The following is a 15491-nucleotide window of genomic DNA, read 5'->3' on the forward strand; positions in this document are numbered from 1 at the left end:
CTCCGGGCGTCCGCCGCCGGGCAGGCGACATGGCACGGACTTGACGGCAAGAGCCTACTGCTTGGCTCGTGAAGCGGGGCGCAAGGGGTTGGGTTCGGGGACGCGCGTCTTCTAGATTGGAACGGTGACCGAGACCTACTTCGACGGCGCGACCGCCCAGCCGCCCCATCCGGCGGCCCGCGACGCCTATGCTGCGGCTTTGTCGGAGGGCTGGGCGGGGCCCGGACGTCTGTACACATTGGGCCGCCGGTCCCGGATGCTGCTGGAGGCGGCCCGCCAGTCGGCGGCGGCCTCGCTCGGCGTGAGTGCTGATGAGGTCACTTTCACATCGAGCGGGACACAGGCCGTGCACGCCGGGGTACTCGGCGTCATCGCGGCCCGCAGCGCCCCCGGCCCGCTCGTCCACAGCGCGGTCGAGCACTCGGCGGTGCTGCACGCGGCGCAGTGGCATGAAGCGCGCGGGGGCACCGTGGCGGTGGTCCCGGTGGACCGGCTCGGGCGGGTCGATCCCGATCCGCTGGCCGCGGTCGAAGGGGAGGCGTCGGTGCTCGCCGTGCAGTCGGCGAACCACGAGGTCGGGACCCGGCAGCCGATCGCGGAGATCGCGGCGAACTCCTCGGAGGTGCCGCTCGTGGTCGACGCGGCCGCGAGCCTGCCGTGGGAGCCGGTGCCCGAGGGCTGGTCGGTGCTGGCCGCGAGCGCGCGGAAGTGGGGCGGCCTGTCGGGTGCGGGGATCCTGGTGGTGCGCAGCGGGGTGCGCTGGCGCAATCCGTTCCCCGGGGAGGACTCGTCGATCCGGGAGGCGATCGGCGAGGTGGACGTGGCGGCGGCGGTGGCCGCGGCGGCGTCGCTGCGGGCGGTCGTCGCGGAGCGCGAGGAGCTGTCGGCGCGGATGCGGGTGCTCACGGACCGGATCCGGGAGCACATCGCCGAGACGGTCCCGGAGGTGGAGCTGCCGGGCGATCCGGTGGACCGGCTGCCGCACATCGTCACGTTCTCGTGCCTGGGGGTGGACGGCGAGGTGCTGCTGACGGAGCTGAACCGGGCCGGGTTCGCGGTGTCGTCGGGGTCGGCGTGCGCGTCGACGCGGCTGCGGCCCTCGCACGTGCTCCAGGCGATGGGGGTGCTGTCGCACGGGAACGTGCGGGTGTCGCTGCACCGGGAGACGACCGAGGCCGAGGTGGAGCGGTTCCTGGAGGTCCTGCCGGAGATCGTGGAGTCGATCCGGCGCCTCGCAAGGTGATCGGGACTTAAGTCCTAAGACGACAGGGATCACGGGGCGACCCGTGCGGCTTTCTATTGCAAACGACTTGCAGTTGTGAAACGGTGGCAACAGTGTTCGAACTGCCGCGATAGAGAGAGGCGACGATGACCGTCTACACGCTTCCGGACCTGCCCTACGACTACGGCTCGCTGGAGCCGCACATCAACGGCTACATCCTCGAACTGCACCACGACAAGCACCACGCGGCGTACGTCAAGGGCGCCAACGACACCCTGGAGCGCATCGAGGAGGCGCGCGACAAGGGCGACTTCACGTCGATCGTGGGCCTTGAGAAGACCCTCGCGTTCAACGTCTCCGGGCACGTGCTGCATTCCCTGTATTGGGAGAACATGAGCCCCGACGGCGGGGACCGCCCCGAGGGCGACCTCGCCGACGCCATCAACGAGTACTTCGGGTCGTTCGAAGGCTTCCACGGGCAGCTCTCGGCGGCGACGACGCTCGTGCAGGGCTCCGGCTGGGGCGTGCTGTCGTACGAGCCGACTTCCAAGCGGCTCATCGTGGAGCAGGTCTACGACCACCACGGGAACGTCGCGCAGACCTCGGTGCCGCTGCTCGCGTTCGACGCGTGGGAGCACGCGTACTACCTCCAGTACAAGAACGTGCGCCCCGACTTCGTCAAGGCCATGTGGGAGGTCGTGAACTGGCGCGACGTGGCCGCGCGCTACGAGGCGGCCAAGGCCGCGTAAGTCCGTTCGGTCTCCGGGCCGCGTCCGCTCACCCCCGTGGCGGCCGCGGCCCGGTCCCGTCTCAGAACGTGAAGTCGGCTTCGTCCTCGGCGCGGGCCCGCAGGCGCTCCGCGGCGAGGAGGACGGCGATGAGGGGGAGGCCCGCGGCGGCGGCGAGGAGCGGGAGCTGGTCGGCGGGGCCGAACCAGGACGGGGCGGCGTCCTTGAGGAGCGCGGTCAGCTCGTAGCTCGCCCAGTCGCCGAGCGGGAGGTCGCCCGCGACCTTCGCGATGCCGAACCAGGCGATGATCGCGGTGCCCGCGGCGCTGAGGCCCACGGTGGCGTGGACCGACCACTGGGGACCGAAGCGGATCGCGACCGCCAAGGCGGCGAACAGGACCGCGACGGCGAGGTACGCGACCGCGGAGTCGGTGAACCGGAACCGGACGATCTCGTCGAGGTGCAGGAGGTAGACCTCCACGAAGTCGTCGCCGCGGGCCCGGAGGGCCTCGGCGGCCCCCGCGCGGGCCTCGGCCGCGGCGATCCACACCGCGACCGCGCACACCAGCGAGACGATCGCCACCGCCGCCGTCGTCAGGAAGGCCGCCCGCGAACGGCGCGGGGCGGGGTCCGGGAGCCCGGTCAGCGGTCGGAACATGGGAGTCTCCGATCATCGAGTGATATTCCATCCTACGAGGTCCCGGCCCGACGTGCCCGAACCGGCCCGTCCAGGCGTGAGCGCGCCTAGGGTGAGGGCATGGGCGAATCGACAGCACCGCGGCCGGAGGACTGCCCCGACGAGCTCGACGCGCAGGGGCGCAAGACCGGCCTGTGGTCGGACCGGGACCAGCACGGCGGATACATGGTCGGCGAGTACGGCGAGGGCCGCCGCCAGGGCGTGTGGCGCCACTACGGCGACGACGGGCGGCTCAGATCCGAAGGGCCCTTTCAGGACGGGCTCGTCGCGGGCCGGTGGACCTGGTGGCGCGCCAACGGCGAACTGCTCCAGCGCGGCGGCTTCGACGACGCCGAGGCCAAGCACGGCCTCTGGGAGCGCTGGACCGCCGAGGGCGCGCCCCTCGACCGCGGCGAGTACGACCACGGCCGCAAGACCGGCGAGTGGACCGCGTTCAACCCCGACGGGACCGTCCGCAAGACCACGAGGCACCGGCCGCGGAAGTGACCGCTAGCCTCATCCGATGAGGGTTCTGCACCTTTCTGACACGCACCTGACCGGCGACGGTTCCTTGCACCGCACCGGCATCGACGCCAAGGCGGCGCTCGCCGGGCTCCTCGCGCACCTGGAGCCGCTGCGCCGCATCGACCTCGTCGTCGTCACCGGCGACATCGCCGACGACGGCGCGACGGGCGCTTACGAACTCGCCCGCGACCTCATCGGCGCCTACGCCGCCGACCGCGGCGCGCCCGTCCTCTTCACCACCGGCAACGCCGACGACCGCCGGAACTTCACCGAGGTCCTCGGCAGCGGCCACCTCGGGCCCTCCGGCGGCCCGTGCGCGGTCGACGCCGTCGACGGCCCCGACCGGGCCGCGGCCACCGCCCGCGACGGCATCAGGTTCGTCACCCTCGACACGCTCGTCCCCGGGAAGGTCCACGGCCGCATCGGCACCGCGCAGCTCGCCTGGCTCCGCGGCCTCCTCGCCGCCCCCGCCCCGCGCGGCACCGTCCTCGCCTTCCACCACCCGCCCATCCGGTTCCCCAACGCGATCCAGGAACCCCCGACGCTCATCAACCCCGGCGACCTCGCCGAGGCGATCGACGGCACCGACGTGCGCGTGATCCTCACCGGCCACTACCACCTCCAGCTCGCCGGCAGGCTCGGCCCGGCCATGGTCTGGACCGGCCCCGCCGTCGTCAACCGCCGCGACCTCTCCTGCGGCGACGACGCCGTCAGGTACGTCGCCGGATCGGCGGCCACCCTCATCGACCTCGCCGACCCCGCGGCCCCCGTCTTCCACACCCTCCAAGCGGGCACGACGATCGCCGAGATCGGCGGCGAGCAGCTCCGGGAAGCCTTGCAGGGCACCAGCCCCGACGACTGAACGCGGGACGGGAGGCCGGACAGGGGGGAACCGGCCTCCCGTCCCGCAGCGGGCTACTTCACCGCGTGCGTGACGTCGCGCTCCTCGGCGTAGAAGCACGCCGTCGGATGTGTGCCGTTGTCGCCCACGTCGAGGGACGGGACCTCCTCGGCGCAGTGGTCGGTCGCCTTCCAGCAGCGGGTGCGGAACCGGCAGCCCGAAGGCGGATCGATCGGGGACGGCACATCCCCCTGCAGGACGATCTCATCGCGCTGGCCGCGCAGGTCCGGGTCCGGCACGGGCACAGCCGACAGCAGCGCCTGCGTGTACGGGTGCCTCGGATGGTCGTAGATCTCCGGGCCCGTGCCCTGCTCGACCACCTTGCCCAGGTACATGACCGCGACCTCGTCGGCGATGTGCCGCACCACCGACAGGTCGTGCGCGATGAACACGTACGCCAGGCCCAGCTCGTTCTGAAGGCGTTCGAGCAGGTTGATCACCTGCCCCTGGATCGACACGTCCAGCGCCGACACCGGCTCGTCGCACACCAGCACCTGCGGGCGCAGCGCGAGCGCGCGGGCGATGCCGATGCGCTGGCGCTGGCCGCCCGAGAACTGGTGCGGGTAGCGGTTGACGTGGTCGGGGCTGAGCCCGACCATGTCGAGCAGCTCCTTCACCTCGCCGGCCCGCTTCGCCCGCGGCACCACCTCCGGGTGGATCTCGAACGGCTCCCCCACGATGTCGCCCACCGTCAGGCGCGGGTTCAGCGACGTGTACGGGTCCTGGAACACCAGCTGGATGTCGCGCCGGAACGGCCGCATGCGCCGGTTCGACAGGTTGCCGATCTCCTTGCCCTGCAACTTGATCGAACCCGACGTCGGCGACTCCAGGCCCACCAGGAGCTTCGCGAGCGTCGACTTCCCGCACCCCGACTCCCCCACCACGCCCAGGGTCTTCCCCGGGTACAGCTTCAGGTCCACGCCGTCCACGGCCTGCACGTGCCCCACGGTGCGCTTGACGACCACGCCCCGCTGGATCGGGAAGTGCTTCACGAGGTCCTTCGCCTCCAGGACCGGGTCGACACCCCGGTCCGCCTGGCCCAGTTCAGCGTTCATCGGCGTAGACCTCCTCGGCGAAGTGGCAGCGGGAGCCGTGGAACTCCGCGGGCTCGGCCCACGGCGGCACCTCGGTCTTGCACTTGTCCTCCGCGGCGAAGCACCGCGGGTGGAACGGGCAGCCGCCCGGCAGCCGCGCCGGGTTCGGCGGCAGCCCGCCGATCACCTCCAGCTCCTGGCCCACCGTGTCCACGCGCGGGATCGCGCGCAGCAGCGCCTTCGTGTACGGGTGCGCCGGGCGCTTGAACACGTCCCGGATGCCCGCCCGCTCCACGACCTCGCCCGCGTACATGACCGCCACCTCGTCCGCGACGTCGGCGACCACGCCGAGGTCGTGCGTGATGAGGATCAGGCCCATGCGCCGCTCGGTCTGGATGCGCTTGAGCAGCCGCATGATCTGCGCCTGCACCGTCACGTCCAGGGCCGTCGTCGGCTCGTCGGCGATGAGGACCTCCGGGTCGAGCGCGAGCGCCATCGCGATCATCACGCGCTGGCGCATGCCCCCGGAGAACTGGTGCGGATAGTGCCCGACGCGGTTCTTCGCGTCGGGGATGCCCACCTGGTCGAGCAGCTCGATCGCCTTGAGCCGGGCCTCCTTGCGGCTGGTGCCGCGGTGGACGCGGAACAGCTCGCCGATCTGGAAGCCGACCGACCACAGGGGGTTGAGCGCGGACAGGGCGTCCTGGAAGACGATCGCGATGTGGTTGCCGCGCACCGCCCTGCGGGTCTCCTCGTTCTGCTCAAGGAGGTCCACGCCGTGGAGGCGCACCGCCCCGCCGGTGATCTTCGCGGGCGGGGTGTCGAGGATGCCCATGATCGCCTGGGAGGTCACGGACTTCCCGGAGCCGGACTCGCCGACGACGGCGAGCGTGCGGCCCTGCTCCAAGGTGAAGCTCGCGCCGCGCACGGCGGGGATGCGCTCGCCTCGCACCCGGAACTCCACGTGCAGTCCGTCCACTTCGAGCAGCGGCGAGTTGAAGTCGGCGCCCGGGAGGGTGTCGCCGATGACGCGTACGGTCTCTGCCACCGCTGTCACCTCAGTTTCGGGTCGAGGGCGTCGCGCAGGGCGTCCCCGAAGGTCGCGAACGCGAACACGGTCAGGATGAGCAGGCCCAGCGGCCACGCGAAGAGGTAGACGTACCCGCCGCCGGCCCACTCGGTGCCCTTGGACAGCAGCACGCCCCAGCTGGTCGCGGGCGGCTGCACGCCGATGCCGAGCACCGCCAGCGCCGCCTCGGTGACGATGATGCCGCCGATGGTGGTGGGGACGACGGCCGTGACCGGGACGATCGCGTTCGGCAGGATGTGCTTGAACATGATCCGGCGGTCCGAGGCGCCCAGGCACTTCGCGGCGACCACGTAGTCGAGATTCTTCGTCTCCAGCGTGGCCGCGCGCGTGTACCGGCAGAACTCCATCCACCCGAACAGCGAGAGGGCGAGGAACGGCACGGCGATCGTCTCGGCCAGCGTGTCGGTGGAGACGCGACCGCGGAACAGGCTCAGGATCAGGACCGCGCCCATGAGCATCGGGATCACGATGAACACGTCGAGCGCGCGGGAGATGAGCGTGTCGAGCCAGCCGCCGTAGTAGCCCGCCAGGATGCCCAGGATCAGCCCCACCACGACCGACGCGACGATGACGCTCAGCGCCAGCGCGATGGTGGGCCGGGTGCCGTGGACGAGCGTCGCGGCGAAGTCGCAGCCGAACGCGTCGGTCCCCAGTGGATGCTCGCCGGTGAACCAGGTCCCGGGCCGCTGCTTGGCGTCGCGGCCGAAGCACACCGTGGGGTCCTGGTCGGTGAACAGGGAGGGGAACGCGGCCATCGCGAACACGAACAGCAGCACGAGGCTCGCGATGATGACGTCGGGGCGCTTGCGCATGGTCCGGAAGGCGTCCGACCAGAGGGACGCCTGCCGCTCGGCGGTCGGCGTCGGGGCGGTCAGCTCACTCATAGCGGATCCTCGGGTCGAGTACGGCGTAGAGCAGGTCGACGATCAGGCTCACGAACACCACGACCACCGCCGAGACCGTGAGGCCGACGATGACGAGGTTGCCCTCCTGGCGCTGCACCGCCTGGAAGATCATGCGGCCCATCCCGGGGATGCCCATGACGCCCTCGGTGAGGACGGCGCCGGAGAGCATGAACGCGAACAGGAACCCGATGCCGGTGATGATCGGGATCATCGAGTTGCGGATGACGTGGACGATCGTGATGCGCAGCGGCTTGAGGCCCTTGGCCTTCGCGGTTCTCACGAAGTCCGAGCCGAGGTTCTCCAGCTGGCTGGCGCGGATCAGGCGCGTCATGGAGGCGAGGCCGACGGTGCCGACGATGATGCCCGGGATGATGATCGTCGTCCACGGGTAGTCGGGGTTGTAGTTCGGTCTGAACACCTGGCCCATGAACGACTCGGTTCCCCAGATGTCCCTGGCCCACCGGGTGAGCGGCACCGCCACGATGTACACGTAGGACAGCAGGATGAGGAAGACCGGGATCGAGTCGGCGAGGATCGTGGTGCCGCGCACGGTGTGGTCGATGAACTTGCCGCGGTGGCGGGCGGCCCAGGTGCCGAGCACCATCGAGACGGCCACCAGCGTGATCGTCGCGAAGATGAACAGCCGCAGCGTGTTCGGGATGTAGATCGCCAGGAGCTGGCCGACGTCCCGGTTGCCGTTGAGGGTGGTGCCGAAGTCGCCCTGCACGAAGTTCTGGAGGCGGTCGACGAACGGGGCCAGGCACGGGTCGCCCGTGCGCTCGTAGCACTTGTTGTCGAGGCCGTAGAGGCGTTCGACCTGGGCGAGCATGCCCGGGTCGGGGGTGCGGTCGCCGCCGAAGAACAGCAGTGCCGGATTGCCCCTGATCTGGACCGACAGCGCGGTCAGGTAGTGGAGGAGGAAGAGCACGATCCCCAGGGTGAGCAGGGCCTGGAGGAGTCGGCGGATCACATAGCGTCCCATTGGTTCTTTCCAGTTCCAGAATCCGCCGGGCGGGGGCCGCCGCGGCGCGCTCTCGCGGCCGCGGCGGCTCCGCCCGGGCGGTCTTCAGTTGTCGGGCGCTACTCGGCGATCGTGACTTCGCGCAGCTCGCAGTCGCCGCCCGGTCCGCTGTAGATCGGGTGGACGTACACGTTCTCGAGCCGCTCGGTGTAGAAGTAGTTGAACCGCTCGCCGAACACCGGGACGCTCGGCATGTCGTTGGCGAGGATGGCCTCGGCCTCGGCGTAGAGCGCGACGGCCTCGTCGAGGGTCGCGGCGGAGCCGGCCTCGGCGATCTTCGCGTCGTACTCGGCGTTCTCGTAGCCCTGGTCGTTGACCGAGGCGCCGCCGCCGTAGATCGGCTCCAGGTAGTTCTCGTTCAGGTTGTAGTCCGGGCTCCAGCCGGAGCGGAACGGGCCGTCGACGCCGTGCTCCTCGCGGGTGGCGAGGAACTCGGGGAAGTCGAGCGTGACGAGCTCGTACTCGATGCCCAGCGACTGGGAGATCGAGTCGCCGATGGCGCGGAAGATGTCCACGTTGTCGGCCGCGTCGTTGACCCAGATCTGCATCTTCTCGCCCTCGGGCCAACCGCCGGCCTCCTCCAGGAGCGCGGCCGCGGCCTCGGGGTCGTAGGTGCAGTACTCGCCGCAGGAGTGCGTGCCGCCGCCGAGGATCGATTCGGGCACCCACTGGTCGAGCGCGTAGAAGCGCTCGGGACCGACGACGTTCGCGACGCCCTCGCGGTCGATCGCCATCGAGATGGCGCGGCGCACGTTGACGTCCTGGTACTGCGGGTCGTAGAGCGGGAACGCGAGCATGAGGATCGACGGGTCGTCCTGCTGGATGTGGCGCGACTCCAGGTCGGGGTCGTTCATCGCGTTCTCGTAGTCGGCCGCGGTCGGGCGGCAGACGTCGATGTCGCCGGTCAGGAAGTCCGCCCAGCAGTCGTCGCCTTCGAGGTAGACCTTCCAGTTGACGGCGTCGATGTGCGCCGGCATGTCGCCCGCGTAGTCCTCCCAGCGGACGGCGGTGCCGCCGCTCTCGATGTCATAGGGCTCCTCGAACATGAAGGGGCCGTTGCCGATCGGCTTGGCCTCGCAGGCTTCGAGGTCGGCCAGGCACTCCTCGGCGACCGGGTAGAACGCCTCGTAGCCGAGCATCGTCGGGAAGCCGATGAACGGGGCGGAGAGCTTGACCTCGATGGTGAGGTCGTCGACGGCGGTCACGCCGGAGAGGTGGGTGACGTCGATCGGGGCCCACTCGGGGACCTCCGGGTCGGCCCACTGGTCCTCGGGCAGCGGGTCGGGGTTCATCTCCGCGTAGCCCTCGAAGGTCGCGAAGAAGTAGTTGAGCGGCAGGGAGTTGGACGCGAGGGCGGTCCGGTCCCAGGAGCGGATGAAGGCGTCGGCGTTCACCGGCTCGCCGTTCTGGAAGGTCAGGCCGTCCTTGATCTTGATCGTCCAGACCGTGTTGTCCTCCGAGGAGATGTCCTCGGCCACCAGGTTCTCCGGCTCGCCGGTCTCGCGGTCGTAGTAGACCAGGCCGTCGTAGACGTTCTTCATGATCCGGTAGCCCTCGGACTCGCCGGAGCCGCCTGGGACGAGGCTGCGGATCTCGCCGATCTGCATGTTGACGGTGCCGCCGCTGCCGCCGCCCTCGCCGTCGACATCGCTTTCATCGCCGCTACAGGCAGCGGTGGTTACCGCGAGCCCGGCGGCCGCAAGCGCGGCCACCGTCATTCGCATTCGTCGCACTGGGAACGCTCCAGGGTGTGAGTGGGTCGTGGGATAACTCACACGATGTCGCACAACACAACAGAATAAAAGAGTGCGTTGTGAAATCGTTACCTGTCGGACGGTAAGCAGAGACCTTGCACGTGCAGACCTCTGACGGTCTGCCCGCCTATATCCCGCTTTGCGGGAGCGGAGTTGTCGTTGCGGGACAATACGACCCTTGAGTTCAATCCGGCAACAGGTATGCGGACGCCTCGGCCGCCGCGGCGGGTCCGTAGGACTGCTCCAGGCGGTTCACGAAGTCCACGGGATTGACCGAGTAGCCCTGCGGGCCGACCGATTCGAGCGCCAGCGCGGTGAGCTGGCTGCCGACCTCGGAGGCGCGGCGCAGGCTCATGCCCCAGCCGAGCCCGGCGAGGAGCCCGGCGGTGAACGCCTCGACGCCTCCGGCGGGGTCGATGATCTCGCGGGCGCGGGCGAAGGGGACGCGCACGCGGTCCATGTCGTGCCCGGCGATCTCGACGCCGTCCTGGTCGAGCGTGGTCACGCGGACGCGGACGCGCTCCAGGATCTCGTCGTCGGCGAGGCCGGTCGTGGCCTGGAGCAGGTGGTAGCGGTGCTCGCTGGTGACGAGGAACTTGGCGCCGGTGAGGAACTCGACGGCCTCCTCGCCTTCCAGGTCGCCGGGGTCGGCGCTGAACTCCAGGCCGAGGTCGCGGGCCTGGTCGGCGTAGGCGTGCATGGCCTTGGGCTCGGCCGGGCCGATGTGGATGAGCCCGAGGGACCCGCCGCGCTCCATGACCTCGATGAGGTCGAGCTCGTCGCCGCCGAGGACGACCGGGGACTGCCCGAGGCGGGCGAGGCCGGTGCCGACGGCTTCGGCGGTGGTGCCGGTGACGGCGGTCTTCATGCCTTGCACGACAAGTGCCACTGAGATGGTCCTCGCATCAGTCGGGGACTGGAAGATCGGAAAAGGAATTCGCGGGACGAAAGCGATGCGTCCGGCGGGGGGCGCTCAGCCTAGCGCACGGCGAAGCCCGGTCGGCGAAAGCGTCCGACCGGGCTGCGCGAGTCTGGCCGGGGGCCTAGTGGAACGAGTCGCCGCAGGCGCAGGAGCCCTGGGCGTTCGGGTTGTCGATGGTGAAGCCCTGGGCGTCGATGCGGTCGGCGAAGTCGATGTTCGCGCCGATGAGGTACGGGATGCTCATCTTGTCGACGATGACGCCGAAGCCCTCGTAGTCCTGGACGATGTCGCCGTCGCGCACGTCGGTGTCGAAGTACAGGCCGTAGCGCAGGCCCGAGCAGCCGCCGGGGCTGACCTCGACGCGCAGGCGCAGGCCCTCTTCGCCTTCCTGCTCGATCAGGGCTTTGACCTTGGCGGCCGCGGCATCCGTGAGCACGACGCCGACCTTGGCGTCCTTGGCTTCGGTGGACTGCTCGGTGTCAGCCTGCTGAGTGGCGCTCACTTGCTACTCCTCTGATGTGTGCGAGACCCGGGTCGACCGGGTCGATTCGACCCGTCAACAGTACCCAACCGCATCGGAAGTGTTCCTATTCCCGAGATCACTCGGGGAGTGGAATGACTCGCCATAACGGCTGATGTCCGACGGTACCTATTCCCGCCATTCCTTCGCCACCTTCTCGGCGAGCGCGGTGAGCCCCTCGACCGGTCTGGCCATGGCCTCCTTCGCGCTGCCGAGCAGTTCGGTGACGGAATGCACCCCGGCGAGGTCGGGGTGGGCGTCGACGTCGGAGCGCCCGGCCATGACGAGGCAGGGCCTGCCGTGGGCGGCGGCGCCGGAGGCGACCTCGGCGGCGAGCTTGCCGCGCAGGCTCTGGGAGTCGAAGGAGCCCTCGCCGGTGATGACGAGGTCGGCGGCGGCGATCTTGGCGTCGAGGCCGACGGCGTCGCAGGTGAGGCGGGCCCCGGAGGCGCGGGTGCCGCCGAGGAGGAACAGGGCGAACCCGAGGCCCCCGGCGGCTCCGGCGCCGGGGAGGTTCGCGGCGCCGACGTACCCGGTCGCGGGTTCGGCGGCCTGCGCGAAGTGGGCGACGGCCTGTTCGAGGAAGGCGACCTGCTGCGGGTCGGCGCCCTTCTGGGGGCCGAAGACGTGCGCGGCGCCGTGGGGGCCGAGGAGCGGCGAGTCGACGTCGGTGGCGGCGATGAACTCGGCGCCGCGGGTGCGCGGCTGCCAGTCGACGGACGCGGTCTCGGGGAGTCCCATGCCGCCGTAGGCGATCGGGCGGCCGGTGGCGTCGCGGAAGGTGCAGCCGAGGGCGGTGAGCATCCCGGCTCCGGCGTCGGTGGTGGAGGAGCCGCCGAGGCCGACGACGACGCGGCGGGCGCCGTGCTCGACGGCGTGGGAGACGAGCAGGCCGACGCCGTAGGTGGTGGCGCCGAGCGGGTCGCGCTCGCCGGGGCCGAGGAGGTGGAGGCCGCAGGCGGCGGCGGACTCGATGTAGGCGGTGTCGCCGTCGAGGAGGTAGTCGGCCTGCGTGGGGCGTCCGAGCGGGTCGTAGACGTCGACGGTCCGCAGCTGTGCGCCGGGCTTGGCGCGGGCGAGGACCTCGACGAACCCGGGCCCGCCGTCGGCGAGCGGCAGCGTCTCGGCGGTGTCGCCGGGGCGGGCGCGCAGCCAGCCTGCGGCGACGGCGTCGGCGGCCTCGCCGGCGCTCATGGTTCCGGCGAACTTGTCGGGGGCTATGAGGATGCGCACACCTAGAGGGTAGTGGATGCCGCGGACGATGCGGTAACCGCTTTCCGGAATCCACATCGCGGATTCGAGGAGGCCGAAGCAGCCTCGGAAGCGACTACGATTGCGGCCATGACGGGCTTCACTGAACCTGCGAACACCCAGACCGCGCTCCTGCTCCTCGGCCGCGGCTCCGACGCCGGGTCCGAGCGCGGCGTCGACTGCCCCGGCGAGCTGCCCGCGCCCTCCGACCCCGACCTGGTCGCGCGCGCGAAGGCCGCGAAGGAGGCCTTGGGCGGCAACGTGTTCGTCCTGGGCCACCACTACCAGCGCGACGAGGTGATCCAGTTCGCCGACGTCACCGGCGACTCCTTCAAGCTCGCGCAGCAGGCCGCCGCGCGGCCCGACGCCGAGTACATCGTGTTCTGCGGCGTGCACTTCATGGCCGAGAGCGCCGACATCCTCACCGGCGACCACCAGCGGGTCGTCCTCCCCGACATGGCCGCGGGCTGCTCCATGGCCGACATGGCGACCGCCTCCCAGGTCGAGCAGTGCTGGGAGGACCTCCAGCGCGTCGGGATCGCCGACGTCACCGTCCCGGTCACCTACATGAACTCCACGGCCGCGATCAAGGGCTTCGTGGGCCGCGAGGGCGGCCTGGTCTGCACCTCCTCGAACGCCGAGCGGGCCCTGCGCTGGGCCTACGAGCACGGCGAGAAGGTCCTGTTCCTGCCCGACCAGCACCTGGGCCGCAACACGATGGTCCGCGACATGGGCTACTCGCTCGACGACTGCGTGCTCTACAACCCGCACAAGCCGAACGGCGGGCTCACCGACGACGAGCTGCGGAACGCGAAGATCATCCTGTGGAAGGGCCACTGCTCGGTCCACGGCCGGTTCACCCTCGAATGCGTCGAGGAGATGCGCCGCGTCGACCCCGAGGTGAACATCCTGGTCCACCCCGAGTGCAAGCACGAGGTCGTCGAGGCCGCGGACTACGTGGGGTCGACCGAGTACATCATCAAGCAGCTCGAAGCGGCCGAGCCGGGCTCTTCGTGGGCCATCGGCACCGAGTTGAACCTGGTGCGGCGCTTGGCGAACCGCTTCCCGGACAAGAAGATCTCGTTCCTGGACAAGACGGTCTGCTACTGCTCGACGATGAACCGGATCGATCTGCCGCACCTGGTGTGGGCGCTCGAAGAGCTCGTGGCCGGGCGCGTGCCGAACGTGATCACCGTCGACGAGCGGACCGCGTCGTACGCGCGCGAGGCGCTCGACCGGATGCTCGCACTGCCGTAGCGGCGCGGACCCGGAGTCGTTCGCCACAAAGACGTCCGCGAGGTGAACGGTTCCGGGTCCCCCGAACGTGTATTCCACGGAGCCGCGGGTGCGCATGATCACCGAGGGTTATACGGCTACCTGGGCGTTTTCCATGTGGCTATTCCGTTATCGTTGGTCCGCCAAGTCGATTCCCGGTGAACGAGACGTCTCCGCGGAACGAACTGTCGCATTGACGCTTCCCGGCTTCCGTAACCAGTACTCCCTTCCATCCGAGGAGATCTGTTGAGCAGCACCGACGCCACCCCGCTTTCCGAGGACATGCTGATCATCCACGGCGGCACCCCCCTGGAAGGGGAGGTGACCGTCCGCGGGGCGAAGAACCTCGTCTCCAAGGCCATGGTCGCCGCCCTGCTGGGGACGTCGCCCTCGGTCCTGCGCTCGGTGCCCGCGATCCGCGACGTCGAGGTCGTCACCGGCCTGCTTCGCGTCCACGGCGTCGACGTCGAGCTCGACGGGGACACGCTGTACATGGACCCGACCTCGGTCGAGTCCGCGGGCGTCGAGGAGATCAACGTCCACGCCGGGACCAGCCGCATCCCGATCCTCCTGTGCGGGCCGCTGCTGCACCGCCTCGGCCGCGCGTTCATCCCCGACCTCGGCGGCTGCAACATCGGCGGCCGCCCCATCGACTTCCACCTCGACGCGCTCCGCCAGTTCGGCGCGGTCGTCGAGAAGGACGCCTCCGGCACGCACCTGTCGGCCCCGAACGGGCTCCACGGCATCCGCTACGAGCTGGAGTTCCCCAGCGTCGGCGCCACCGAGCAGGTCCTGCTCACCGCCGTCATGGCGAAGGGCACCACGGAGCTGCGGAACGCCGCGATCGAGCCGGAGATCATCGACCTCATCTGCGTCCTCCAGAAGATGGGCGCGATCATCAAGGTCCACACCAACCGGGTCATCGAGATCGTCGGCGTCGACGAGCTCAAGGGCTACCGGCACCGCGCGCTCCCCGACCGCATCGAGGCCGCCTCGTGGGCGTCCGCGGCGCTCGCCACCGAGGGCAGCGTGTTCGTGCGCGGCGCGCAGCAGGCCGACATGATGACGTTCCTCAACGTGTTCCGCTCCATCGGCGGCGCGTACGAGGTCGACGACGACCCCGTCGAGGGCGGCATCCGCTTCTGGCACCCCGGCACCCCGCTCAAGCCGGTCGCGCTGGAGACCGACGTCCACCCCGGGCTCATGACCGACTGGCAGCAGCCGATCGTGGTCGCGCTCACCCAGGCCGACGGCCTGTCGATCATGCACGAGACCGTGTACGAGAACCGCTTCGGCTACACCTCGGAGCTGCGCCGGATGGGCGCGAACATCGAGCTGTACTCCGACTGCCTCGGCGGCACGCCGTGCCGGTGGGGCCGCCGCAACTTCCTGCACTCGGCCGTCATCGCCGGGCCCTCGAAGCTGCACGCCGCCGACCTCCAGATCCCCGACCTGCGCGCGGGCTTCAGCCACCTCATCGCGGCCATGGCCGCCGAGGGCACCTCCCGCGTCTACGGCGTGGACCGGTACATCACCCGCGGCTACGAGAACTTCGAGGAGAAGCTCCTCGGCCTCGGCGCGAAGATCGAGCGACCTGTCACGAAATAGGCGAAGTCCGGGACGTAGGTATGCTTGCAGGAGCACCGCCCGCAGCGAGTTGAGGAAGG

General features: G+C 70.2%; 15 protein-coding genes. 6 read left to right on the forward strand and 9 right to left on the reverse strand.

Translation table 11 applies throughout. The features are described 5' to 3' along the window. Nucleotides 1-124 precede the first annotated feature (124 nt). Together B0I28_RS15770 and B0I28_RS15775 are read left to right on the forward strand one after the other, a co-directional pair. Nucleotides 125-1243 (forward strand): cysteine desulfurase family protein, encoded by a 1119-nt coding sequence (locus tag B0I28_RS15770; RefSeq protein WP_106364817.1) that lies wholly within the window; start codon nucleotides 125-127, stop codon nucleotides 1241-1243. Between the two features lie 125 nt (nucleotides 1244-1368). Next, on the forward strand, nucleotides 1369-1971 hold the full coding sequence (locus B0I28_RS15775) for a superoxide dismutase (RefSeq protein WP_106364818.1): 603 nt from the start codon (nucleotides 1369-1371) through the stop codon (nucleotides 1969-1971). 61 nt (nucleotides 1972-2032) lie between these two features. On the opposite strand, the gene B0I28_RS15780 is transcribed toward B0I28_RS15775, so the two are convergent. Further along, the gene (locus tag B0I28_RS15780) at nucleotides 2033-2608 is read right to left on the reverse strand and encodes a hypothetical protein (RefSeq protein ID WP_106364819.1); all 576 of its coding nucleotides are present in this window, start codon (nucleotides 2606-2608) and stop codon (nucleotides 2033-2035) included. A 99-nt stretch (nucleotides 2609-2707) separates the two neighbouring features. Here B0I28_RS15780 and B0I28_RS15785 point away from each other — a divergent pair, with 99 nt between their 5' ends. Next, nucleotides 2708-3133: a toxin-antitoxin system YwqK family antitoxin gene (locus B0I28_RS15785; protein ID WP_106364820.1), complete on the forward strand. Its 426-nt coding sequence runs from the start codon at nucleotides 2708-2710 to the stop codon at nucleotides 3131-3133. Nucleotides 3134-3149: 16 nt separating this feature from the next. Beyond that, nucleotides 3150-4013: a metallophosphoesterase gene (locus tag B0I28_RS15790; RefSeq protein ID WP_106364821.1), complete on the forward strand. Its 864-nt coding sequence runs from the start codon at nucleotides 3150-3152 to the stop codon at nucleotides 4011-4013. 53 nt (nucleotides 4014-4066) lie between these two features. Here B0I28_RS15790 and B0I28_RS15795 read toward each other — a convergent pair whose 3' ends face one another. The 8 genes from B0I28_RS15795 to B0I28_RS15830 form a co-directional block, all read right to left on the reverse strand. Further along, nucleotides 4067-5107, reverse strand: coding sequence for an ABC transporter ATP-binding protein (locus B0I28_RS15795; protein WP_106364822.1), 1041 nt, complete (start codon nucleotides 5105-5107; stop codon nucleotides 4067-4069). Next, nucleotides 5097-6134: an ABC transporter ATP-binding protein gene (locus B0I28_RS15800; protein ID WP_219926796.1), complete on the reverse strand. Its 1038-nt coding sequence runs from the start codon at nucleotides 6132-6134 to the stop codon at nucleotides 5097-5099. The genes B0I28_RS15795 and B0I28_RS15800 overlap by 11 nt, the downstream gene beginning before the upstream one ends. Before the next feature lie 5 nt (nucleotides 6135-6139). After that, complete coding sequence (locus B0I28_RS15805) at nucleotides 6140-7060, reverse strand: ABC transporter permease (RefSeq protein ID WP_106364824.1); 921 nt, start codon at nucleotides 7058-7060, stop codon at nucleotides 6140-6142. Beyond that, the gene (locus B0I28_RS15810) at nucleotides 7053-8051 is read right to left on the reverse strand and encodes an ABC transporter permease (RefSeq protein ID WP_219926797.1); all 999 of its coding nucleotides are present in this window, start codon (nucleotides 8049-8051) and stop codon (nucleotides 7053-7055) included. The genes B0I28_RS15805 and B0I28_RS15810 overlap by 8 nt, the downstream gene beginning before the upstream one ends. A 110-nt stretch (nucleotides 8052-8161) precedes the next feature. Beyond that, on the reverse strand, nucleotides 8162-9826 hold the full coding sequence (locus tag B0I28_RS15815; protein ID WP_106364826.1) for a peptide ABC transporter substrate-binding protein: 1665 nt from the start codon (nucleotides 9824-9826) through the stop codon (nucleotides 8162-8164). Nucleotides 9827-10040: 214 nt separating this feature from the next. After that, the gene (locus tag B0I28_RS26910) at nucleotides 10041-10745 is read right to left on the reverse strand and encodes a carbohydrate kinase family protein (RefSeq protein WP_146148124.1); all 705 of its coding nucleotides are present in this window, start codon (nucleotides 10743-10745) and stop codon (nucleotides 10041-10043) included. Between the two features lie 154 nt (nucleotides 10746-10899). Continuing rightward, the gene (gene erpA, locus B0I28_RS15825; protein WP_106364827.1) at nucleotides 10900-11280 is read right to left on the reverse strand and encodes an iron-sulfur cluster insertion protein ErpA; all 381 of its coding nucleotides are present in this window, start codon (nucleotides 11278-11280) and stop codon (nucleotides 10900-10902) included. Between the two features lie 147 nt (nucleotides 11281-11427). Beyond that, a complete protein-coding gene (locus B0I28_RS15830) occupies nucleotides 11428-12531 on the reverse strand; it encodes a glycerate kinase family protein (protein ID WP_219926798.1) in 1104 nt (367 codons plus the stop codon). A 108-nt stretch (nucleotides 12532-12639) separates the two neighbouring features. On the opposite strand from B0I28_RS15830, the gene nadA reads away from it, so the two are divergent. Together nadA and murA are read left to right on the forward strand one after the other, a co-directional pair. Further along, nucleotides 12640-13806 carry a quinolinate synthase NadA gene (nadA, locus tag B0I28_RS15835; RefSeq protein WP_106364829.1) on the forward strand — a complete coding sequence of 389 codons (1167 nt, stop codon included), beginning with the start codon at nucleotides 12640-12642 and terminating at the stop codon, nucleotides 13804-13806. A 300-nt stretch (nucleotides 13807-14106) separates the two neighbouring features. Then, nucleotides 14107-15432, forward strand: a complete 1326-nt coding sequence (gene murA / locus B0I28_RS15840) for a UDP-N-acetylglucosamine 1-carboxyvinyltransferase (protein WP_106365136.1) — start codon at nucleotides 14107-14109, stop codon at nucleotides 15430-15432. The last annotated feature ends 59 nt before the right edge of the window (nucleotides 15433-15491 follow it).

It is taken from the genome of Glycomyces artemisiae (assembly GCF_003002955.1).
GTDB classification, from domain to species: Bacteria; Actinomycetota; Actinomycetes; order Mycobacteriales; family Micromonosporaceae; genus Glycomyces; species Glycomyces artemisiae.